Raw genomic sequence first — 22252 nt, 5'->3', positions numbered from 1 at the left:
CTCATGACAGCGAGGCAAAAAAGAATACGGCTGTCTGGGAGGAATTCTGAGATGCAACACCATTCGCCCCCGATGGAGGCGGTGATTGAAGCCGTCAACATCAGCAAATCCTTTGGGCCGGTGCCAGTGCTGTTCAGCGTCAGCATGGACATCCGGGCGGGCGAGGTTCATGCGCTGATTGGCGAGAATGGCGCGGGCAAGTCGACCTTGATGAAGATCTTGTCCGGCTTCCACGACCCGACAACCGGTCACATCAAGCTCGACGGCACAACGACCGAACTCCCTCCCAATGGCGCTGCAGAAAAACTTGGCATCGTTCTGATCCACCAGGAACTCAATCTTGCAGAACAGATGACGGTCGAAGAGAACGTCTTTCTCGGCCGGGAACTGAAATCAAGAGGATTTCTGGACCGGGCGGGCATGAGATCTCTTGTCCAAAAGTACCTGGATGATGTCGGTCTTGACATCTCCCCTTCTGACCGAATTTCAGATCTCACAATTGCACAAAAGCAAATGGTTGAAATCGTCAAAGCTGTCAGCAGAAACGCACGCATCCTCATTATGGACGAGCCGACCGCCGTTCTGACGGAAGAGGAAACGGAAATCTTCTTCCGGCAAGTTCAGAAGTTGAAACAAACTGGTGTCGGCATTGTGTTCGTGTCGCACAAGCTGAATGAAGTTAAAGCGATTGCGGACCGGGTGACCGTCTTGCGCGATGGCCAATGGATCGACACGCGCCTGGCGAACGAACTGACCCCAGATGCCATGGCCCAGATGATGGTCGGCCGGGAACTCTCTGACCTTTATCCGCCGATGCACGAAGCGGATGTGGACGCAGACTTGGTCCTGGAGGTTCAAAATCTTTCAACGCCCGGCGCACACAATGTCAGCTTCAACCTGCGTAAGGGTGAAATCCTGGGGTTTTCGGGATTGATCGGGTCAGGCCGAACAGCGGTCTTTGAAGCCATATGCGGCTTAGCGCCTGTCGAGGGCGGCCGGATCCGGCTCTTTGGAACCGAAGTAAGCGCCCTGTCCGTTGCCGCAGCAAGAGACGCAGGGCTTGCCTACCTGACGAAGGACCGGAAGGAGAAAGGGTTGCTTCTGGACAAGAAGATGCAGCCCAATCTGACCCTGTTTGCCTTGCCGAAATTCATCAAAAACTTCACGCTCGACAGCACCGCTGAAGCCAATGCGCTCGAGCGCGCTATCCGGCGCTTCGATGTCCGGGCACGGGACCAGGAGATCGTTGTCGGAAAGCTCTCCGGTGGCAATCAGCAGAAATTGCTGCTCGCGAAAATCATGGAATGCGATCCGAAGATCGTTGTCATAGATGAACCCACCCGCGGGATCGATGTCGGCACCAAACAACAGATCTATCATTTCATCGCTGCGCTGGCAGCGGAAGGTGTTTCCGTCGTGGTGATCTCCTCGGAGATGCCGGAAATTATCGGAATTTGCCACCGTGTTGTGGTCATGCGGGAAGGCCAGATCACCGGAGTACTGACCGGAGATCACATCAACGAAAACGAAATCATGCGCTATGCCGCCGGGCTAAAACGGGAGGAACTCCATTGACCATGTCGAGCGTATCGGAAAACAACGCGGAAAAGACATCCAAGCGCATCTCGATTGACTTCAAGACGCTGGGGCCAGCATTGGCTCTTCTCCTGCTGTGCGTGATTGGTTTCCTACTCAACCCCGCCTTCGTGAGTGAAGGCAACCTGACCAACTTGCTGACGCGGTCAGCGTTTATCGGCATTATTGCGGTGGGCGCGACCTTCGTCATCACCGCTGGCGGGATCGACTTGTCGGTGGGCTCAATGGCAGCGGCCATTTCCGGCGTGATGATCATTGTCATGAACAATGCCGTTGAAACGCTCGGGACCGGTGTGCCAACTGTCCTGTTTGGGTGTGGCTTGGCGATCCTCCTCGGCATCGGCGCAGGCTGGATCAACGGTGCGCTGACCACCAAGGGGAAGATCGAGGCGTTTATCGTGACGCTGGGTACCATGGGGATCTATCGGTCTTTGGTGACCTATTTCGCGGACGGCGGCACCCTGTCGCTCAACTTCGATATTCGGGGCACGTACCGGCCGGTCTACTATGACAGTTTTCTGGGACTGCCGATCCCGGTCTGGGTCTTCATCGCGGTCGCCATCTGTGGCTGGCTGCTCTTGAACCGGACAGCGTTCGGACGCTACTGCACGGCTATCGGATCAAATGAAGCCGTCGCCAAGTACTCGGCAATCAATGTCGATCGGGTCAAGACGCTGACATACATCATCCAAGGTCTGTGTGTGTCCTTCGCGACCATCATTTATGTCCCCCGCCTTGGTTCTGCCTCAGCATCAACCGGCGTGTTATGGGAGCTGGAAGCCATCGCGGCCGTGATCATTGGCGGAACGGTCCTGAAGGGCGGTTACGGACGGATTGGCGGCACGATCCTGGGCGCGCTCATTCTTACCACGATCGGCAATATCCTGAACTTCACGGACATGATCTCAAACTACCTCAATGGAACCATGCAGGGGTTGATCATCATCGTTGCTGTGCTGCTGCAGCGCAGTGACTGGAAACTCAAAAAGAACGGCTGAGCACGGCCCATTAAATCCACGGAATAGGGACCCGTCCCCAATTTGAACCGGTTCGCACCGGACGGGAGAGGTGCGCCTTGAAGACAGCATCGGAGGAGGAAACAATGCTAGGAAGAAAAACACTGGGTGCGATGGCACTGACGGGGCTGATCGCCCTCAGCGGGACGGCAGCGGCAGAAGAAAAAATCAAGATCGGTGTCAGCTACCCAACACCGACCCACGCCTGGGCTGCCGGGATGAACTGGCATGCCGAGCAGGCCGAAAAACGTCTGGAGGCTCTTTATCCGGACGTGGACCTGATCCTCGTGAACTCTCCGGATCCAGGAGCACAGGCAAGTGCGCTGGAAGATCTCGTATCGGTCCATCAGATCGACGCACTTGTTGTTCTACCGTTTGAGTCCGAACCGCTCACCGATCCGGTCCTGAACGTCAAGAAATCCGGAGCCTGGATCACCGTTGTCGATCGTGGTCTCAGCCAACCGGGCATTGAAGACCTCTATGTTGCTGGCAACAACCCTGAGCTTGGCCGCGTGTCTGCCCAGTACATGAAGGGCCGCCTTAAGGACGGCGACAACATCGTTGTTTTGCGCGGCATCCCAACCGTGATCGACAACGAACGCTTTGATGCGTTCATGGCGGAAATCGAAGGCTCGGGTATCAACGTTCTGGATCACAAGCATGCCAACTGGAACCGCGATGACGGTTTTGAAGTCATGCAGGATTTCCTGTCCCGATTCCCGGACATTGATGCGGTGTGGGCACAAGACGATGATATCGCGATCGGCGTGGTCGCAGCATTGAAACAGGCAGGCCGTGACGGCAACGGCATGTTTGTTGTTGGAGGTGCTGGCATGAAGGAAATCATCAAAGGCATCATGGATGGCGATGAGCTGATCCCTGTAAACGTCCTTTACCCACCGGCAATGATTGCAACCGCGATGGATGCAACGGTCAACGCTTTCAAGTCGAATGGCCCTGTGGCCGGCCGGTACATTCTCGGGGCGACACTGATCACCCGTGAAAACGCAGAAAGCTACTACTTCCCAGAGTCGCCTTTCTAAGACGTCGCTTTGTGTGGGCCGGGGTTCAGTCACGTACCCCGGCCCTCAAACACTCTATTTCATTCAAGAGGTCGTCATGAAAACGATAAAGGGTCCAGCGCTTTTTCTAGCGCAGTTTGCGGGAGATGAGGCGCCGTTCCATTCCTGGGACGCAATTACGAAGTGGGCCGCCGATTGCGGATACAAGGGGGTACAGGTCCCAAGTTGGGACGGCCGGCTCATTGATCTGGAAAAAGCCGCCAGCTCGAAGGGATACTGCGACGACTTTGCCGGACAAGCCCGAGAGAACGGCGTTGAGGTCACCGAGCTTTCAACCCATCTGCAAGGCCAGCTCGTGGCCGTCCACCCTGCCTATGATGCAGCCTTTGACGGTTTTGCAGCTCCGGAAGTCCGCGGCAATCCGGCCGCGCGCCAGGCCTGGGCAGTGGATCAGGTCAAGCAAGCCCTGACCGCCAGCCGCAATCTTGGAATCACCGCGCATGCGACGTTTTCCGGCGCTCTGGCGTGGCCTTACATCTATCCCTGGCCACAGCGACCAGCAGGCCTGGTACAGACCGCATTTGACGAACTTGCCAAGCGCTGGCGGCCAATTCTGGATTATGCGGACGATATGGGCGTCGATGTTTGCTACGAGATCCATCCGGGCGAGGATCTTCATGATGGCGCAACGTATGAGATGTTCCTGGAACGCGTTGACAATCATGCCCGCGCGAAGATGCTCTACGACCCGTCGCACTACGTGCTTCAGTGTCTCGACTATCTCGACAACATCGACATCTACAAGGACCGGATCGGCATGTTCCACGTTAAGGACGCCGAGTTCAATCCGACCGGCCGCCAGGGCGTTTACAGCGGCTATCAGCCCTGGGTTGACCGGGCTGGGCGGTTCCGCTCCTTGGGCGACGGGCAGGTCGACTTCGGCGCCATCTTTTCCAAGATGGCAGCCAATGACTTCGACGGCTGGGCGGTCGTCGAATGGGAATGTTGCCTGAAGCACCCGGAAGACGGTGCCCGGGAAGGCGCGCAATTTGTTGCCGACCATATCATCCGCGTCACTGAAAAAGCCTTTGATGACTTTGCCGACGGCGGGACCGATGACGCGGCCAACCGCAAGATGCTGGGCATTGAATAGGAGCACGACATGGCCATTGAAGGAACAGAAGTCACATTCCAGCGCCCAATCCGCCTCGGCATGGTCGGCGGCGGCAAGGATGCGTTCATCGGCGCAGTTCACCGGATCGCAGCACGGCTGGACAACAGTTTTGAACTGGTCGCAGGCGCCTTGTCCTCAACACCGGACAAGGCCATCGCGTCCGGGCAGGCTCTCGGCCTCAAGGAAGACCGGATCTATAGTTCCTTTGAAGACATGGCCAAACGGGAGGCCCGGCTGAAGGACGGGATCGAGGCCGTTGCCATCGTGACGCCGAACCATGTTCACTATCCGGCTGCCAAGGCATTCTTGAAGCGCGGCATTCACGTGATCTGCGACAAGCCGATGACCTCGACGCTGGCAGACGCCAAAAAGCTGGCCAAGGCGGCCGCAGCCTCACCAGCTCTATTTATTCTCACGCACAATTACACCGGCTATCCGATGATCCGCCAGGCGCGGGAGATGGTTAAAAACGGCGAACTTGGAACAATCCGGGTCATACAGGTCGAGTACCCGCAGGATTGGCTGACGGTCGAACAGCACAACAAGCAAGCCGACTGGCGTACGGATCCTGCCCGGTCAGGTGCAGGGGGTGCAACTGGTGACATTGGAACGCATGCCTACAATCTGGCCTGCTTTGTGACCGGCCTGCGGGCTGAAAGCCTTGCCGCCGATTTGCAGTCCTTTGTTCCGGGCCGGCAGGTTGATGACAACGGCCACGTCATGCTGCGCTTTGACGGCGGGGCGCGCGGCATGCTCTGGTGTTCACAGGTCGCACCGGGCAATGAGAACAATCTCAAGCTCCGGGTCTATGGCGACAAGGCCGGAATTGAATGGCATCAGGAAAATCCGAACTATCTGCAGTACTCGCCGTTCGGAGAACCAGCAAAGCGCCTGACAAGAGGCGGCGCGGGCATGCTGGAGAGCATCGCGCCCACCACACGGATCCCGCCCGGACATCCGGAAGGCTATCTGGAAGGCTTTGCCAACCTCTACCGGGAAGCTGCCGACGCAATCAGGGCACACAGGGAGGGCAAGAGCACGCAAACACTGCTGCCCGGGATCAAGGAAGGCCTCGCAGGCGTGGAATTTGTCGACGCATGCGTAAGATCGTCAGCCAGAAATACAGTCTGGGTGAAGCTAGGATGACGTCTGAACGTTAGGGGAACCCGTCTCCCAGATCCCAGAACAAGCCTGTCATCATCTCCAGCCCTTCTTTCATCAGATGAGGCAGGACGTGTTCGTTGGGGGCGTGCTGGGAACAGCCGGTGTAGCTGTGTGGAACCCAGAGCGTTGGCATGCCGATGGTGTTGAGAAAGATGTCGTTTGGCAGGGAGCCTCCGGCATTCGGGATGACTGTGACCGGTTTTCCAGTCGTCTTTTCAATTGAAGTGACAGCCCAGGCTACAGCCGGATGTTCCGGATCGAGCCGTGAAGCACGCAGCATCGACATCCGGGCCGGTTCAACCGAGATGCCAACAAACCCTTGGTCCTTCAGATGCTGGCGGATCAAAGGCAGGAAGGTGTCGGGGTCCGTATCCACCACAAAGCGGATCTGGCAGATGGCTTCGGCAAAGGGGGGAACAGCGTTTTGAGGTTTCTCCGGATCCCCTGCAATGAAGGAGAGGACTTCAAACGTGTTCCAGCCGAAGACTTTTTCCGCGCCACTTAGGCCTGGCTCTCCCCACCAGGGATCAATCTCCGGATCATCCGGCCCGGATGTGACTGTCACCTTGGCAAGTGCATCGCGCACGGAATTCTTGATATGGGCAGGTTTCAGGCCGGGATGAAGGATCTCGCCGTTTCGACTGACCAGGGTCGTGAGCGCATGCATGAGCACAATGGCTGGATTGGCCAGCAGTCCGCCCCAGTTGCCGGAATGGTGTCCACCTTCCCGGTATTCCAGACGAAACCTCAGGTTCAGACCGCCTCGCGTACCAAGCTTGATATCCGGAGCGTCTGCCGAAAACCGCGGACCGTCCGATGCAATCAGCAGATCGGCCGCCAGCATGTCCCGGTTGTCCCGGCAAAATTCATAGAGCCCTGGCGAGCCCATTTCTTCTGCCATCTCGATCAGAAATGTGGCGTTGTAGCCAAGACGACCACGCGTTTCGATCACATTGCGCATGGCTTCCATATTGATGGCATGCTGCGCCTTGTTGTCGGCAGTGCCGCGGCCATACCAGCGGGGGCCGGACGGGGTTTGCGCAACATCCAGCGTCCAGGGATCCCGGTCCTCGCTCCAACGGCCTTCTTCCCCAGGAACCGTGTCCCCATGCCCGTAGCAAAACAGTGTGGGCAGGTTCGGGTCTTCGATCCTCTTGGCAACAAGAAAAGGCGCCCGGTCGAGCATTCCATTTGGGTGAATATCGACCGCAAATCCCATAGCCTCAAATCGCTTGCGCATCTCAGCATCCAGATAATGCATTAGGTCAGGTCGGTGCTCCTCCTCCCGGCTGGATGTTTGGATAGCGACCAGCGCAGTTAGTTCTTTTTGAAAACTGCCGTCTTCGAAACTCTTCGCCGCCGCCCCAATCGCTGCATTGCGTTGTGTCATGCCTAATCCCTTGTCTGTATCTCTTTGTTTGCAATTGTTCGTCGTGGCTGATCGCTGGTTAAACGGCCTCTGAATAGTCATCGGCCGGTGTGGTCGATTTGATGTACTCCATAAACTGCTGGGCAAGCTCTGACGGTTGGCGCCCCGCGGGCAACACGAAGCTGGTATCATAAGTGATCGGTGCATCGAATGGCCGGACAGAGATGTTCGGTACACCAACAGAAAGTACGGGAAAGGGATTGAGTACGGTCACACCCAGTCCTTCACGGACAAGCTCCAGTGCGGCCATGTTCGTCGCCGTTTCCGCAACCGTCCGGGGTTTGACACCAGAGCGGGCAAACAACTGTTCGGTGATCGCCCGGGTGCCGAGCCGCCTTAGAAACTCGATCAACTCCACGCCTTCCAGATCGGCGGGAGTGACGATTTCCTTCGCTTCAAGCGGATGTCCTTTGGGCATTGCGCAAACCACATGAGAGCGGAGCCACGGCACGAGAGTGACACCAGAGCGCTGGATCATCGCGCTGGTCAGTCCAAGGTCATAACGCAGATCCAGGATACCGGAGACCAGCACATCCGTTGCCTGAATATCCAGCTGCAGGTTCTTGCCCGGGTTCTGTTTCAAAAACGCAGCCACTCTTGTGATGATGAAGTTATGGGCAAGTGTGGGCGGAACAATGAGGCGCAGGGGCTCTTCATCTGCCTCCGCCCATTCCGCGCCTTCAATCAGAGCGAGCGTTTCAAAAAGCGGATCAAGCTGCTCGTTGAGCCTGAGCGCCGCGGCGGTCGGTTCGATTTTGCCGGCGCGCCGCAAAAACAAAGTTCGGCCAACCCGCTGCTCCAATTGCCCCAACGCGCGGCTAACGGAGGATTGCGAAACACCGAGCCGCCGGGCGGCGCCAATGGTTGTGCCGGTGGTCACCAGCGCACGGAGCGCTTCCATTTCCCTCAGTCGGTGCCGTGGCTCTGCCATAGGTTGAGATCTGCCTTATAAATGATCATGCCTACAAGGTGAATTAACCTATGCAAAAATGGATTAAATTCTCTGTTGGCAATGAATTTTCTGCAAGCTACCATCCTTTTCAGCGTGCGGCAAAAAGGTCCGGCAAAAGGACACCGCGCCTTCCGAGGGAGTTACTTTGTTATGAGAAAACTTACTGCCGCAGCCGCGGTGTCTGTAAGCGTGTTTGCCTTGTTGACCGGGGCAGCATCCGCAGAAAAACTGACCATTGGGTTGGCCTCCGAACCAACAGCTATGGATCCTCATTTCCACAATCTTGGTCCGAACAACGCAATCTCGTATCACCTGTTTGATCGCCTGATTGCACAAGACGAAAAGCAACGTTTGTCGCCGGGCCTTGCCGTTTCGTGGCAACCGATCGACGAGCTGACATGGGAATTCAAACTGCGCGAAGGCGTGAAATTCCATGATGGCAGCGACTTCACTGCCGACGACGTCATTTGCACCATGGAGCGGGCTCCTGATGTCCCGAACTCGCCATCTGGATTCGGCACCTATTTGAAGGGCAAAACCTTCAAGAAAATCGACGACTACACGGTCCACATCACCACTGAGACACCGTATCCGTTGATGGCGAACGACATTTCGACGATCCCGGTGATTTCCGACAGCGCCGGATGTGGCGCCGCGACAGAAGACTTCAACACTGGGACCGCTGCTATTGGCACCGGTCCGTTCAAGTTCGGAAGCTACAAGCCGGGTGAGAGCATCACCATGGTGCGCAACGATGACTACTGGGGCGACGCCCCGATCTGGAGTGAAGTCGACTTCCGCCCGATCAAGTCAGGTCCGAGCCGTGTCGCGGCACTCCTTGCAGGTGATGTCGACATGATCGCAAGCGTTCCGACAACAGATATCGGGGTGCTTGAAAGCAAGGACGAGATCCAGCTGAGCCAGGGTGTTTCCAACCGTGTTATCTATCTCCACTTGGACCAGTTCCGTGAGAACTCTCCTTTTGTGAAGGGTACTGACGGTAGCGACATCAAAAATCCGCTTCTGGACCAGCGCGTTCGTCTGGCGATCTCCAAGGCGATCAACCGGAATGCAATTGTCGACCGGGTGATGGAAGGCGTTGCACTGCCGGCCGGCCAGCTGTTGCCGGAGGGTTTCTTCGGAGTTTCGGAGAACTTGCAACCGATTGATTACGACCCGAACGGTGCAAAGGAACTGCTGGCAGAAGCCGGATACCCGGACGGTTTCCAACTGACCATTCATGGCCCGAACGACCGCTATATCAACGATGCGAAAATCGCTGAAGCGATCGGTCAGATGCTGACACGTGTTGGTATCAAGACGGCGGTCGAGACCATGCCGCGCTCCGTCTACTTCGGCCGCGCGTCCCGTGGTGGTGCCGATGGTCAGCCGGAGTTCAGCTTTATCCTTGTCGGCTGGGGTGCTGGGTCGGGTGAAGCGTCGTCTCCGCTTAAGTCCCTGATCCACACCTACGACAAGGACAAGGGCTTCGGATCTTCGAACCGTGGGCGCCACTCCAATGCGGAGATCGACGCCAAAATCGAAGAAGCACTGCGCACCGTCGATGATGAAAAGCGGCAGGACCTGCTCGCGGAAGCCACAGAAATGGCAATCGGGGATGTCGCGATCATCCCGACACACTTCCAGGTCAACACCTGGGCGGCCAAGAAGGGCCTGAAATATATTCCCCGCACCGACGAGTACACGCTCGCCATGGGTGTCGTGAAGGAATAACCAGCGATTTCCGGGCCGCTGATCTCAGCGGCCCGGAACGTCCCTGAACCGAGAACTCCTTATGTCTGTTTTTGTCATCCGCCGGCTGATGCAGGCGTTCCTCGTCGTGTTTCTCATGTCGGTGATCGTCTTCTTCGGTGTGAACATTGTTGGCGACCCGGTCTATATGCTGGTCAGCCCCGATGCCGATCAGGCCGACATCGAGGCCGCAATCCGCCGGCTTGGTCTCGACCGTCCGATCTGGGATCAATATCTGCTGTTCCTGAAGGGGGCAGCGCAGGGCAATCTGGGCGATTCCTTCATCTTCGGTGAACCGGCCCTGAAACTGATCCTGCACCATATGCCGGCGACGCTGGAGCTTGCGTTCAGTGCATTGATGCTTGCCATTGTCATCGGCATTCCGCTTGGCCTTTTTTCTGGTCTCTATCCGGACAACCCGATTTCGAAGGGCATAATGGCCGGATCCATTCTCGGGTTTTCCCTGCCGACATTTTGGGTCGGCTTGATGCTCATATTGCTGTTTGCCGTTGAACTCGGATGGCTTCCGTCAACCGGGAGGGGTGATACGGCCACAATCTTCGGCATTGAGACCAGTCTGGCGACCTGGGACGGCTTAAGGCATATTTTCTTGCCCGCGCTTAATCTGGCACTTCTGAAAATCTCGCTTGCCATCCGCTTGACGCGGGCCGGTGTGCGGGAAGCGATGAGCCAGGACTATGTAAAATACGCAAGGGCCAAAGGCATTTCGACCAGGCGGATCATCTTTGTTCATGTGATGAAGAACATCATGATCCCTGTCGTGACAGTCATGGGCCTGGAGTTCGGCAGCCTTATCGGATTCTCTGTTGTGACAGAAACGATCTTTGCCTGGCCAGGAATGGGCAAGTTGCTGATCGACGCCATTCTTCAACTCGACCGGCCCGTCGTCGTCGCCTACCTGATGATTATGGTGCTGTTCTTCGTGGTCATCAACCTGGTCGTTGACATCCTCTATTCAATTCTGGACCCGCGTGTCCGTTTGCAGGATCAGGGCGCATGACAGACACCACACTGCAATCTCCAGCGCCTGCCAAAGTTAAGGTTGAGACACCGTTTCAACGGTTCAGGGCTGAGTTTTTCGAAAGCCGAATTGCGGCAACGGCGTTCTTCGTCCTCGTGATCATCATGGCCCTGGCCGTACTTGCGCCCTGGATCACGCCGCAAAACCCCTATGACTTGGCGCAGGTCGATGTTCTGGACGGACGGCTGCCGCCCGGATCGGAAGCATTCGCCGGATATACCATGTGGCTGGGCTCCGATGGCGCGGGTCGGGATCTTTATTCGGCCATTCTTTACGGGCTCAGGATTTCTATTTCTGTGGGCTTGGCGTCCGGCGTGATAGCTTTGTTTGTCGGGATGGTCGTTGGCCTGATCGCCGCTTACGCTGGCGGTAGGACAGAAGCCGTCATCATGCGGGTTGTCGACCTTCAATTGTCGTTCCCTGCAGCCTTGGTGGCCCTGATGCTGGTGGCAGCATTGGGCAAGGGCATCGACAAGATCATCCTTGCGCTCGTTGTTGCGCAATGGGCCTATTATGCACGGACTGTTCGGGCCACCGCGCTTGTTGAACGCGGCAAGGAGTACGTCGAAGCAGCCCAATGTCTCGGGCTTTCCAAGACACGTTGTCTTCCGCCACATCCTGCCGAACTGCCTCGCCCCTCTGATCGTGGTTGGGACAGTGCAGACAGCGCATGCGGTTTCGCTCGAGGCAACGCTCTCATTCCTTGGCGTGGGGCTACCGCAAACCGAACCGTCACTTGGCGTTCTGATCGCCAATGGCTTTGAGTACATGCTGTCGGGCCGTTACTGGATCTCTGTCTTTCCCGGGATTGCGCTTCTCCTGACCGTTGCCTCGATCAATCTTGTGGGCGATCAGCTGCGCGACGTTCTCAATCCGAGGATGAAGAAATGACGGCGGTTCTCGAAGTAGCTGGGCTGAAGACGCATTTCTTCACCCACGCGGGTGTCGTCAAAGCCGTGGATGGCGTTGATTTCACCGTCAACAAGGGCGAGGTTATGGGCCTTGTCGGGGAATCGGGATCTGGCAAGTCCATCACCGGCTTCTCAATCCTTGGCCTGATTGATCAGCCGGGACGGATCGTCGAAGGCTCGATCCGCTTCAATGGCGATGAGATTGCCAATGCACCGGAGGAGACGCTGAAATCCATCCGTGGCAATCGGATATCGATGATCTTTCAGGATCCGATGATGACGCTGAACCCGGTTCTGCGCATCGATTCCCAGATGATGGAAGCGATCTTCGCCCATGAAAAAGTGTCTAAGAAAGAAGCCTGGGAACGGTCGCGGGATGCACTGGGCCTTGTCGGCATCCCCTCCCCTGAAGAGCGATTGAAAGCCTATCCTCACCAGTTGTCCGGCGGCATGCGCCAACGGGTATCGATTGCGATCGCATTCCTCAACAAACCGGACCTGATCATCGCCGATGAACCGACGACGGCACTGGATGTCACAATCCAGGCACAGATCATCCACGAAGCACAAAAGCTGACGCGCCAGACAGGCACTGCGATGATCTGGATCACCCACGATCTCGCCGTCGTCGCAGGCCTCGCCGACCGGATCTCTGTGATGTACGCGGGCCGGATCGTGGAGCAGGGTCTGACTGACGATGTCATCGACCATCCACTCCATCCCTACACGGTTGGGCTGCTCGGATCTGTCCCGACCGCAAACAAACGCGGCGAACGATTGTTCCAGATTGAAGGTATGACGCCAAACATGCTGGCGCTCCCCGAAGGCTGTGCCTTTGCGCCGCGGTGCAGATCGGCAAGTTCAGCCTGCAAAGCCCCGCCGCCGATCACCCATGTCGCGAACCGGGATATCCGCTGTTTTAATCCTCAGGCACAGGCTGCAGCCGAATGAACGCGCCACTTGTTGAGATCAAAGACGTTTCGAAACGTTTTGCCAAACGCCTGGATATTGCCGAAAAAGTCGCGCAAAAACTGGGCGCTGGCATCCGGGAAGAAATCGTCCACGCCGTCGATGAAGTGAACCTCACCGTCAAGGAAGGTGAAGTGCTGGGTCTTGTGGGCGAATCTGGCTGCGGCAAATCCACGCTTGGCCGTGTTGTTGCAGGCATCCATGCCCCAAGCTCCGGGCAACTGCTGTTTCAGGGCAAGGACGTCGCCACGATGTCACGCGCTGACAAGAAAGCGGCAACACTCGCCATCCAGATGATTTTTCAGGACCCCTTCGCCAGTCTCAATCCGCGCATGCGGGTAGAAGACATCATTGGCGAAGCGCCGCAAGTCCACGGTGTCGTTTCAAGGTCAGAAGCCTCTGACTATGTCGACGACATCATGAAAAAGGTCGGCCTGGATCCATCTTTGAAACGGCGATACGCGCACCAGTTTTCTGGAGGCCAGCGTCAGCGCATCGGCATCGCGCGGGCACTTGCGGTCAAACCGAAATTCCTCGTCTGCGACGAAGCGATTGCGGCCCTCGACGTGTCGATCCAGGCTCAGGTCATCAACCTCTTCATGGATCTGCGCGAGGAGTTTGGTCTGACCTATCTCTTCATCAGCCACGATCTCAGCGTTGTCGAACACATCGCGGACCGGGTCGCGATCATGTATCTCGGCAGGATTGTCGAAAGCGCCTCGACCGAAGAGATCTTCAGCGCGCCGAAACACCCCTATACAAAGGCCCTGCTTGCAGAAGCACCCCGGCTGGATCAACGAAAACGGGACTTTGCGCCAATCGAAGGCGAAATTCCGTCTCCTCTGGATCCGCCGAAGGGCTGTTTCTTCAATCCCCGCTGCCCGCATGCACAGGACCTCTGCCGCCAGGAGCAGCCCGGCCTTGAGACTTTCGGCGACGGCCATTCGGTCGCCTGCCACTACTGGAAAACGCTCTGATCCCGGCAGTCGGGATCGCCAACATGAAGACTTGCCCCGTGCCGCATATCTGCGGCGCGACGGGGTTCTGCTGACCTTTTGGGAGGACACAATGAAAAATACGGATCGCGTCTGGGATCTGGTCGACAGCCGCCGGGAAGACTATATCGGCCTCTCCGATCGTGTCTTTGACCTGCCGGAAATTGCCTATACCGAATTCAAGTCCGTTGCTGAGCATAAGAAAATGCTGGAACAGGAAGGTTTTAGGATCACTGAAGGTGTTGCGGGTATACCGACCGCGATTGTCGGCGAAGCCGGGGATGAAGGCCCCGTCATTGCCATTCTCGGTGAGTTCGATGCCCTTCCAGAACTTGGTCAGGTTGCTGGCGCTGCCGAACATCAACCCGTCGAGGCTGGCGGTCCCGGGCATGGATGCGGGCACAATCTTCTCGGCTCCGCAGCTTTGATGGCGGCGTCCGCCGTGAAGGATTATCTGGCAGAACGCGGCCTCAAGGGGCGCGTGCGCTATTACGGCTGCCCCGCTGAAGAAGGCGGCGCGGCCAAGACCTTCATGGTTCGTGAAGGCCTGTTCGACGACGTCGATGCAGCGATCTCCTGGCATCCGGCAACCTTCACCGGCGTAAACGAAGCCAAGTCTCTTGCGAACACGCGGATCGATTTCACCTTCCATGGCTTGGCAGCCCATGCCGCCGGCGCTCCCGAACTCGGCCGCAGCGCTCTCGATGCAATCGAACTCATGAATGTGGGCGTAAATTACATGCGCGAACACATGCCGGACGACGCCAGGGTGCATTATGCCTATCTGGATGCCGGCGGGATTGCGCCGAATGTCGTCCAGTCCAAGGCAACCGTGCGCCAGCTGGTGCGGGCGCGGAACCTGAAAGAACTGCGCGACCTGATCGGGCGGGTGCAGAAGATTGCCGAGGGCGCAGCGCTCATGACTGAGACAACAGTCGAGAGCAGTGTTGTCAGCGGGGTGTCCAATCTGCTCGGCAACCGCCCATTGGAAGAAACCATGCAGCGCAATCTGGACCGGCTGGGTGCCCCTGATTTCGACGAAACGGACCGCATCTTTGCAAACAAAATCCGCAAGACATTGAGTGCGGACAACATCACGGTTTCCTTCCGCAGGATTGGCGCGGAGGTCGATCCGGATCTTGCGCTGTGCGATTTTGTGGCACCGCTGGATCGCCAAAGCGAGGGCGGGGAAGGCTCAACCGATGTTGGCGATGTCAGCTGGGCCGTTCCGACGGTTCAGGCACGCGTTGCCACCTGTGCAGTGGGCACGCCGTTCCACACATGGCAGCTGACCGCACAAGGAAAGGCACCGGCAGCACACAAGGGGATGGTCCACGCTGCAAAGATCATGGCAGGCACGGCCGTCGATCTCTTTGAGGACGCTGGTGTTTTGAACCAGGCCATTGATGCGCACAAGGCGACGCTGGCCAAAGACCCCTATGCCTGCCCGATCCCGGAAGAGGTTGCCCCTCCCCTGAAAGCCATGAGCAACCAGTAGGTGCAAACAGATATCCAAGTGCGCTGGCCGGAAATTGTCGTGTTTTTATGCGAAACACGTCCGGCCAGCCACAATCAAAAAACCGCCGGGCAGATCAATCTCACTAGATGGGGTATCTAACAGCTGGTTCATGCTTACGAGCAGTTTGCGCTTGGCATTCAATATGTGTTGGAACGCCTCAGAAGAACGGCGGATCTATTGCAGTTTGCTGCGCAGCCAGTCGGTGATGAACTCCATTACGAGCACAATCACAAAGATCACCAAAATAATCGCGGACGCGTTCTTGTACTGGAAGAGATCGAAGGCCGCCTTCAATTCCTGACCGATCCCGCCAGCACCGACAAGCCCCAAAACGACAGACGACCGGACAGCCTTTTCCAACGCAAACAGGGCTGTGTTGATCATTGATGGTGCGGCATCCGGCAATATTCCACCCATGAGGATGGACACCTTGTTGGCACCGATCGCTGCGAGCGCTTCCTGCGGCTCCTTGTCGGCGTCTTCCATGGCTTCCGCGAAAAACCGGCCGCAAAACCCGATTGTGTCGACAACGATCGTCATGGTGCCCGCAACGGCCCCAAGCCCGACAGTCACCACAAACAAAAGCGCCCAAACCAGATCGGGGATGGTCCGAAGTAGAGAAATGATAGCTTTCACCAGCCAGGATGCCGGACCGATGGGAGACACTTTTTTCGCAGCCAGCCATCCAATCGGCAGACTGAGAGCGATCCCGATCGCGGCGCCCGCCAAGGCAATTTGAAATGTCTCGACGAGGCGCATTCCCACCCGCGCAAGAAAATTTGCTTCCGTGTTGGGCGGCCACATGCGGTCAAGCAGGTTGATCATACTCGGCAACCCATCCGCCAATTGGCCAACGGATGGCGCAACAGAGTTGATGGAACTTAGAACAATCGCGGCAACAACAAGGATCAGCACGAAGTTGATCGATGACATTCCCGAAAAACGGGACCGGAGGTCCGGGGACACGCCACTCATTGGAATGTGTCCCGAAGGTCTTGGTCAGAGACCGCGCGCGAGGCCTTGTCGAACAGGATCTGCCCATTCTTCAGAGCCACGATCCGATCGGAATAAGCCGCAGCGTGTTCCATGTCGTGGCTGGTGAAGAGCAAGGTAATTCCGTGCGCTTGAGCAAGTTCGGAAAATAGGCGCATGACCTCTGCACCGGACACCGGATCAAGGCTGGCGGCCGGCTCATCGGCAATGATCAGCCGCGGCCCACGCACGATGGCGCGCGCAATTGCAACGCGCTGTTGCTGCCCTCCAGACAACGCATCAGCCCGGCTCCGCGCCCTGTCGGCCAGATTAACATCCTCAAGCGCAGACATGGCCTTCGCACGCCACCTAGAAGGCGCTGTCGCCTGAGTGAAAGCGCGCCAACTGCCAGGCAAACCCAGCATGCCGTGGACAACATTGCTTAAAACCGAATGCCGTTTCACCAGACAGTGTTTTTGAAAAACAAAACCTGTCTGCTTGCGCAACTGTGCGCGCTGCGCAGCGGTCGGCATGGAGCCAAAGGTTTCACCCAGTGTCTGGACTGATCCCTCGTTGACAGCATGCAGCCCGATAAGGCACTTCAACAAAGTCGATTTGCCGCTGCCATTGGAGCCGATCAATGCGACACGCTCGCCGTGGCGGATGGTCAAGTTGACGCCCTTCAGGACCGGAAACTGGCCATTCTTGTACTGTTTCTTAAGTGCCGACGTTGCAATCGCAACATCTTTGGTATCGGCGAGAGGCGTGTGAAGCACCGCGCGGTCCTCAGGATTCTTCGTGTCAATTTTCGGTGCAAGACACAGCGACAGCACCGGAAAGGAGCGCGATCGCCCGCGCTCCCGCTATCTTCAAGAGGAGGTTAGTCACCAACGAATGAAGAGGTGTCGACACCAATGGTCTGGTACATGTCGCGAACGTAGTTGTAGTTCTCATCGTTCACGCCGGTCAGGAAGAAGCCACCACCATACTTTTGGTTGTCTTCGCCCTTCAGAACAGCAGCCATCAGCGCTCCGCTGTTTTCCAGAAACGCAGTCTTGATTTTTTCCAAAGCATCACGATCCATGTCCGGGCGAGCGACCAGAATGTCGTTCGGAAGATCACGGCCCCGGGCAATGACCTTGAAAGCTTCGCCAGGAAACGCGTCGCGAATGCGGCGCAAGTGGCTGTCGTTCATGCCAACAGCCTGCACATCGCCGCGGATCAGAGCTTCGATGGCCACGTTCCGGGAAATAATCTGCGGCGTGTAATCGGTGCCGTAAGCAAGACCGAAGTCAGCGAGAACCTGCGCCGGGCCAAGGTGCTGAGATGTTGAGCCGACACTACCGAAAGTCACGGTCTTGCCCTTGAGGTCCTGTGGCCCATCAATCTCACCTTCTGCCATCACCACGATCTGGGCGAAGTAGTTTGGGCGCTGCCAAGCAACCACGATTTCCGCGTTGGTCAGTTCCTTCATTACGACATATTCGGCCGGACCTGTCAGGACCAGATCGACCTTATTCTGATTCATGGACTCAACGGCGGACGTCCGGGAGCTGACCGGAAACAGTTCAATGTCCAAACCTGTTGTGTCTTCCAGAGCCTTTTCAAAGGCCGAAAATTCCTGCTGCAGCGCTTCCAAGCCTTCGATATCGGTGACCGCAAAACGAACAGGTTCAGCGGCAACAGGGAGCGCGAAAATCATTGCAGCTGCAGCAATGGCAGAACGAAGCATGTTGAATTCTCCAATGGCTATTCCTGTGTACACAGGAGTGTCATACAGCCTCCCTATAGATCTCCGTCGATAACGGTTTCATGACGTAGCCGCACCATTCTTAAAATATTCGAGGGCTAGAAATTGACTTCCATAAGTATTTTTGGCGGCGACGCTCTGAAAAATGATGAATTCATTCGTGAGCCGGTTAACATTCACTCAGGCGTTTTTGTTGATTCATCAAAGAGATTTAGCGAAACAATTGACGCAGCGGACTGCTATATCCTCCCGGGTATCATAGATGTACACGGGGATGCTTTTGAGAGGTCAATACAACCGCGCCCGAATGTCGACTTCCCGCTTCCAATTGCGCTGGCGGATGTTGACCGGCAATTGATCTCCAATGGCATTACCACCGCTTATCATGGGCTGACTGTTTCCTGGGAACCGGGCTTGCGCAGCTATGAGGCTGCCGCCAATTTCCGAATGCACCTGAAAGCCCTGCGGGCGAAGTTTGCCTCAGACATGCATCTGAACATCCGGTGGGAGACATTCGCGCTGAACCATGTCCGCGATATGATTGATTGGGTTCAGGACGACCCCAAGTCCATTCTGTCTCTCAACGATCACACGACCGCCTATCTCGACCTGCCGAAAACCTCATCGAAGATCAGCCGGATGGCTGGCAGATCCGGCCTTTCAGAAGACCAGTGCAAGACCCTTATCGAGCAGGTCTGGGAACGGCGCAACGAGGTCTCAGCTGCGATCGAAGCCATCTGCGCAGGAGCTCGGGATACGGGCTGCTCCGTCTTCGCACATGACGAGTTAACCCCGGAAACCCGCACGGAACACCGCCGCTTGGGCGTCTCCGTGTCCGAGTTCCCTATGACCATCGCAACCGCCAAAAGCGCGGCCGAAGAAGGTGAACACGTGGTCTTGGGCGCCCCCAACATCGTGCGCGGCGGCTCCCAGAACAACGCCATCGATGCAAGGGAAAGTGTGGCGTCCGGCCACTGCACCGTTCTGGCATCGGACTACTACTACCCAGCTCCATTGATCGCTGCGTTCAAACTGGTTGATGACGGTGTTCTTCCGCTAGAAAAGGCATGGAACCTCATCTCCAAAAACGCGGCAGCGGCGGCAAAACTGGCAGATCGTGGCGAGATAGCAGAAGGACTGCGGGCGGATTGCATTCTGGTGGATAAAAAGACCCGCAGCATCCGGATGGTGATTGCCAACGGCCAGGTGAAATATACCTTCAATTCAGGAAATCAAAGCCACCAGGTGTGATGTGACCGATCTGGAATTGTTTCGAACTCTCGCGCGCGAACCCTATCGAGCCAAAGGCGAAAAAGCCATCTGGCTACAGATATGTGACCGTCTTCAGTTCGCGTATGAAAATGGCGAGCTGGCACCTGGCATCAAGCTTCCCGGAGAAGTTCATCTCGCCGAAGTCTTTCAAGTCAGCCGGATCACCATTCGCCGGGCGCTCTCCAAGTTGCAGCAGGAAGGTCATCTTCACGCCAGAAAAGGTGTTGGCGTTTTCGTCCGTCAGAGACCTGAACGGTATGAAGTTGAAAGCAACATGAGGTTTGCCGACGGTTTCAAGGTCGCCCGCGATCGGGTGACCACCGAGACATTGAACCTCACTCGCGGCGATGTTTCGTTTGAAGGCGGAGTTGCTCTTGCACTGCCAACCGGAACCCAAGTCATTAAGCTGCTCAGGCGCCGGATTCTGGATGGCGAGCCAATTTATCTGACCGCCAAAGAGTTCCCGGCAGCGAGGTTTCCGGACTTCCAAGCCGTCTACAACAAAACGGGCTCAGTGACAGAGGTCTACAAAGCGCACGGTGTCGAACGCTACGAGCGCGCCGAAACAAGAATTGCGGGCGGATTTGCAACGGCGCGGCAAGCGGAGGGGCTGAACCTCAGTCCGCGCACACCCATTCTGGAAGTGGTTGCGATCAATTGCGATCCAACCGGTACCCCAATCGAATACAATGCTGGCTGCTGGCCACTCTCTAGCGTCGAAATTGTATTTCCAGGCGCGGTACCCACCAAGGCTTGATTGTATTGGCAATCTCTCGACGGTCGGGTTAGCGATCGGCTGCCAACTTTAGTTTGCTAGAGTTTTTCAAACAGAACCCCTGCCGCCGCGATTGGGCCCGCGGGCGTTTCAGCAGCCTTTGAACCATAGTTGATCCAGATGCGCATGCCTTCGGTGTCACGGCACCGGACCCCATCTTTCAAATCGAAGGTCGGCATATCCGCCTTTGCGCAAAGGTGCTCAAAAAGCCGGCGCCAGGCCACATCATCACACCACCCGCCAACGTATGTGAGATGATCAGAGCTGACAGCAGCCGGTTCTCCGGTGTCCAGTTCGAACAGCGTTTCGGCAGCGCTTTCCAGTTCCTCGCGGTACCCGGTAAAGGCCCCGCCGCCCTTGAGGGGCATTGGCATGTCCGGACGCAAGCTTTCCACCCGTGCAACGGTGACATCCAGTCCCGGCATGTCCGGGGGCAGTGGGACGGGTATGACCATGTCCGCGTCTCGTGCTGCTGTCCGGGGACCGAGAACCACTTCCGCGTCACACTCTGCCAGGGCGGTCTTCAGATCGTTCGGCATGGTGATCATGCCGGGTGCGGCGACGACTTTGTAGCCGGTGAAATCGCGGGTTTCAGGACGCAGAATATCTATGGACAGCCCGAGCTTGCGCAGTGCCTTGTAGGCGTCGAACACCAGCTGGAAATAGCTGAGCCCGGCACCGTGTGGCTGGGTGGCCCAGGCAAAGTCGGCGTCATAGTCGAAGATCAGGGCAACAGGGGTTTGCGGAGCTGACACATCCGGTACGGCACGCAATTCGTCCGCGACCTGCCGGGCCTCGATCAGGGCGGGGGCATCGGCATTGTCCGACCGCAACATACCTGCATGCATCTGCTCCTGGGCAAACGGGGCCTGCCGCCAGCGGAAGTAACAGACAGCCTCCGCCCCATGGGCATAGGCCTCCCAGGCCCAAAGCCGCATCATGCCCGGCAGCGGTGCCGGATTGTAAGGCGCCCAATTGACCGGTCCCGGCTGCTGTTCCATGACCCACCAGCGGCCCTCGCCGACGGCGCGGTAAAGGTCGTGATGGAAGGCCTGAAAGTCGGGATCTCCCTGACGGGCATAGGCGCGCTGATGCTCGGCCGATGCCCCGACCCGGTCCTCAAGGAACCCGAGCGGGTAACTGTCCCAGGTGGCGATTTCCAGATCGTCGCCCACCTTGAAGTGATCGAAATCCGTGATCCTGCCCATGTAGTTGTGGCTGATCGGAGCATCGGAATTCGCCCGGATGATCTCGACCTGCCGCTTGTTGAAACTGACCACCTGGTCTGACGAAAACCGCCGGAATGCGAGCGTGTGAGACGGGTTCGGTTCGGTGACCGTCAGGTTGGGCAGATCAATTTCGGCAAAGGTGCGGTACTCCATCGACCAGAAGACATTGCCCCAGGCGCGGTTGAGCGCACCGATAGTGCCGTACCGTAGCTCCAGCCACACCCGGAATGCATCACGGGCGGCAGCGGAATAGGAAATGGTGGTATCGTGACAGCCGTATTCATTGTCGGTTTGCCAGGCGGCGACCCGCGGGTTCCGACCGTAGCGCTCTGCAATCAGTGTGACGATGCGGTCGCTTTCGGCCCGGAAGCCCTCATGGGAAAAACAATAATGGCGGCGGGAGCCGAACTTGCGCGGCTGACCGCTTGCATCAACGGCGATCATGTCCGGATGCTTGTCGATAACCCAGCGCGGCGGGGTCGCGGTCGGCGTGCCTAGAACGACCTTCAGACCGGCGGTTCCGAGAGTGTCGATGGCCCTGTCCAGCCAGTCGAACTGAAGGTCCCCCGGCGTGGGCTCCAGACGCGACCAGGCAAATTCACCAATGCGAACCCACGTCAGGCCGACGTCCTTCATCCGGCGGGCATCGGCCTCCCAGATTTCCTCAGGCCAGTGTTCCAGATAATAACAAGTGCCAAGTGTGCGTTTCATGA

18 protein-coding genes and 1 pseudogene are annotated in these 22252 nt (G+C 57.2%); 13 read left to right on the top strand and 6 right to left on the bottom strand.

Annotated features, from left to right (window positions below; all coding sequences use genetic code 11):
* Positions 1-51: 51 nt before the first annotated feature.
* The 5 genes from ACQY4Z_RS17360 to ACQY4Z_RS17340 all read left to right on the top strand — a co-directional run bounded on the left by ACQY4Z_RS17360 (position 52) and on the right by ACQY4Z_RS17340 (position 5954).
* Positions 52-1575 (top strand): sugar ABC transporter ATP-binding protein, encoded by a 1524-nt coding sequence (locus tag ACQY4Z_RS17360; protein ID WP_306147436.1) that lies wholly within the window; start codon positions 52-54, stop codon positions 1573-1575.
* 2 nt (positions 1576-1577) lie between these two features.
* Positions 1578-2594: an ABC transporter permease gene (locus tag ACQY4Z_RS17355; RefSeq protein WP_428523320.1), complete on the top strand. Its 1017-nt coding sequence runs from the start codon at positions 1578-1580 to the stop codon at positions 2592-2594.
* 104 nt (positions 2595-2698) lie between these two features.
* Entirely contained in the window at positions 2699-3655 is a 957-nt protein-coding gene (locus ACQY4Z_RS17350; protein WP_306147438.1) for a substrate-binding domain-containing protein, read from the top strand.
* 76 nt (positions 3656-3731) lie between these two features.
* Complete coding sequence (locus tag ACQY4Z_RS17345) at positions 3732-4787, top strand: sugar phosphate isomerase/epimerase family protein (RefSeq protein ID WP_428523317.1); 1056 nt, start codon at positions 3732-3734, stop codon at positions 4785-4787.
* Positions 4788-4796: 9 nt separating this feature from the next.
* A complete protein-coding gene (locus ACQY4Z_RS17340; protein WP_428523315.1) occupies positions 4797-5954 on the top strand; it encodes a Gfo/Idh/MocA family protein in 1158 nt (385 codons plus the stop codon).
* A 10-nt stretch (positions 5955-5964) separates the two neighbouring features.
* On the opposite strand, the gene ACQY4Z_RS17335 is transcribed toward ACQY4Z_RS17340, so the two are convergent.
* Together ACQY4Z_RS17335 and ACQY4Z_RS17330 are read right to left on the bottom strand one after the other, a co-directional pair.
* Positions 5965-7362, bottom strand: a complete 1398-nt coding sequence (locus ACQY4Z_RS17335; protein ID WP_428523313.1) for a M20 family metallopeptidase — start codon at positions 7360-7362, stop codon at positions 5965-5967.
* Positions 7363-7420: 58 nt separating this feature from the next.
* Positions 7421-8332 (bottom strand): LysR family transcriptional regulator, encoded by a 912-nt coding sequence (locus ACQY4Z_RS17330; protein WP_428523311.1) that lies wholly within the window; start codon positions 8330-8332, stop codon positions 7421-7423.
* A 171-nt stretch (positions 8333-8503) separates the two neighbouring features.
* Between ACQY4Z_RS17330 and ACQY4Z_RS17325 the strand changes: the two genes are divergently transcribed.
* From ACQY4Z_RS17325 to ACQY4Z_RS17300, 6 genes and pseudogenes are all read left to right on the top strand, one after another.
* The gene (locus ACQY4Z_RS17325; RefSeq protein WP_428523309.1) at positions 8504-10087 is read left to right on the top strand and encodes an ABC transporter substrate-binding protein; all 1584 of its coding nucleotides are present in this window, start codon (positions 8504-8506) and stop codon (positions 10085-10087) included.
* Between the two features lie 61 nt (positions 10088-10148).
* A complete protein-coding gene (locus tag ACQY4Z_RS17320) occupies positions 10149-11126 on the top strand; it encodes an ABC transporter permease (RefSeq protein ID WP_133953187.1) in 978 nt (325 codons plus the stop codon).
* Positions 11123-12038, top strand: a pseudogene (locus ACQY4Z_RS17315) (ABC transporter permease). Before ACQY4Z_RS17320 ends, ACQY4Z_RS17315 begins: the two are co-directional and overlap by 4 nt.
* The gene (locus ACQY4Z_RS17310; RefSeq protein ID WP_428523306.1) at positions 12035-13009 is read left to right on the top strand and encodes an ABC transporter ATP-binding protein; all 975 of its coding nucleotides are present in this window, start codon (positions 12035-12037) and stop codon (positions 13007-13009) included. Before ACQY4Z_RS17315 ends, ACQY4Z_RS17310 begins: the two are co-directional and overlap by 4 nt.
* On the top strand, positions 13006-14004 hold the full coding sequence (locus ACQY4Z_RS17305) for an ABC transporter ATP-binding protein (RefSeq protein WP_428523304.1): 999 nt from the start codon (positions 13006-13008) through the stop codon (positions 14002-14004). Before ACQY4Z_RS17310 ends, ACQY4Z_RS17305 begins: the two co-directional genes overlap by 4 nt.
* Positions 14005-14095: 91 nt before the next feature.
* Positions 14096-15520: a M20 family metallopeptidase gene (locus ACQY4Z_RS17300; RefSeq protein ID WP_428523302.1), complete on the top strand. Its 1425-nt coding sequence runs from the start codon at positions 14096-14098 to the stop codon at positions 15518-15520.
* 195 nt (positions 15521-15715) lie between these two features.
* On the opposite strand, the gene phnE is transcribed toward ACQY4Z_RS17300, so the two are convergent.
* The 3 genes from phnE to ACQY4Z_RS17285 all read right to left on the bottom strand — a co-directional run bounded on the left by phnE (position 15716) and on the right by ACQY4Z_RS17285 (position 18245).
* Entirely contained in the window at positions 15716-16516 is an 801-nt protein-coding gene (phnE, locus tag ACQY4Z_RS17295) for a phosphonate ABC transporter, permease protein PhnE (protein ID WP_428523300.1), read from the bottom strand.
* Complete coding sequence (locus tag ACQY4Z_RS17290) at positions 16513-17289, bottom strand: phosphonate ABC transporter ATP-binding protein (RefSeq protein ID WP_428523298.1); 777 nt, start codon at positions 17287-17289, stop codon at positions 16513-16515. Before ACQY4Z_RS17290 ends, phnE begins: the two co-directional genes overlap by 4 nt.
* Positions 17290-17393: 104 nt before the next feature.
* Positions 17394-18245, bottom strand: a complete 852-nt coding sequence (locus ACQY4Z_RS17285) for a PhnD/SsuA/transferrin family substrate-binding protein (protein ID WP_209174482.1) — start codon at positions 18243-18245, stop codon at positions 17394-17396.
* Between the two features lie 123 nt (positions 18246-18368).
* Here ACQY4Z_RS17285 and ACQY4Z_RS17280 point away from each other — a divergent pair, with 123 nt between their 5' ends.
* The gene (locus ACQY4Z_RS17280; protein ID WP_428523296.1) at positions 18369-19514 is read left to right on the top strand and encodes an alpha-D-ribose 1-methylphosphonate 5-triphosphate diphosphatase; all 1146 of its coding nucleotides are present in this window, start codon (positions 18369-18371) and stop codon (positions 19512-19514) included.
* Between the two features lies 1 nt (position 19515).
* Positions 19516-20292 carry a phosphonate metabolism transcriptional regulator PhnF gene (gene phnF / locus ACQY4Z_RS17275; protein WP_428523294.1) on the top strand — a complete coding sequence of 259 codons (777 nt, stop codon included), beginning with the start codon at positions 19516-19518 and terminating at the stop codon, positions 20290-20292.
* A gap of 56 nt (positions 20293-20348) precedes the next feature.
* Here phnF and ACQY4Z_RS17270 read toward each other — a convergent pair whose 3' ends face one another.
* Entirely contained in the window at positions 20349-22250 is a 1902-nt protein-coding gene (locus tag ACQY4Z_RS17270) for a beta-galactosidase (protein WP_428523292.1), read from the bottom strand.
* Between the last annotated feature and the right edge of the window lie 2 nt (positions 22251-22252).

The organism is Roseibium sp., from assembly GCF_965276855.1.
Classification (GTDB): Bacteria; Pseudomonadota; Alphaproteobacteria; order Rhizobiales; family Stappiaceae; genus Roseibium.
This window is presented reverse-complemented; position numbering and strand designations above follow the sequence as displayed.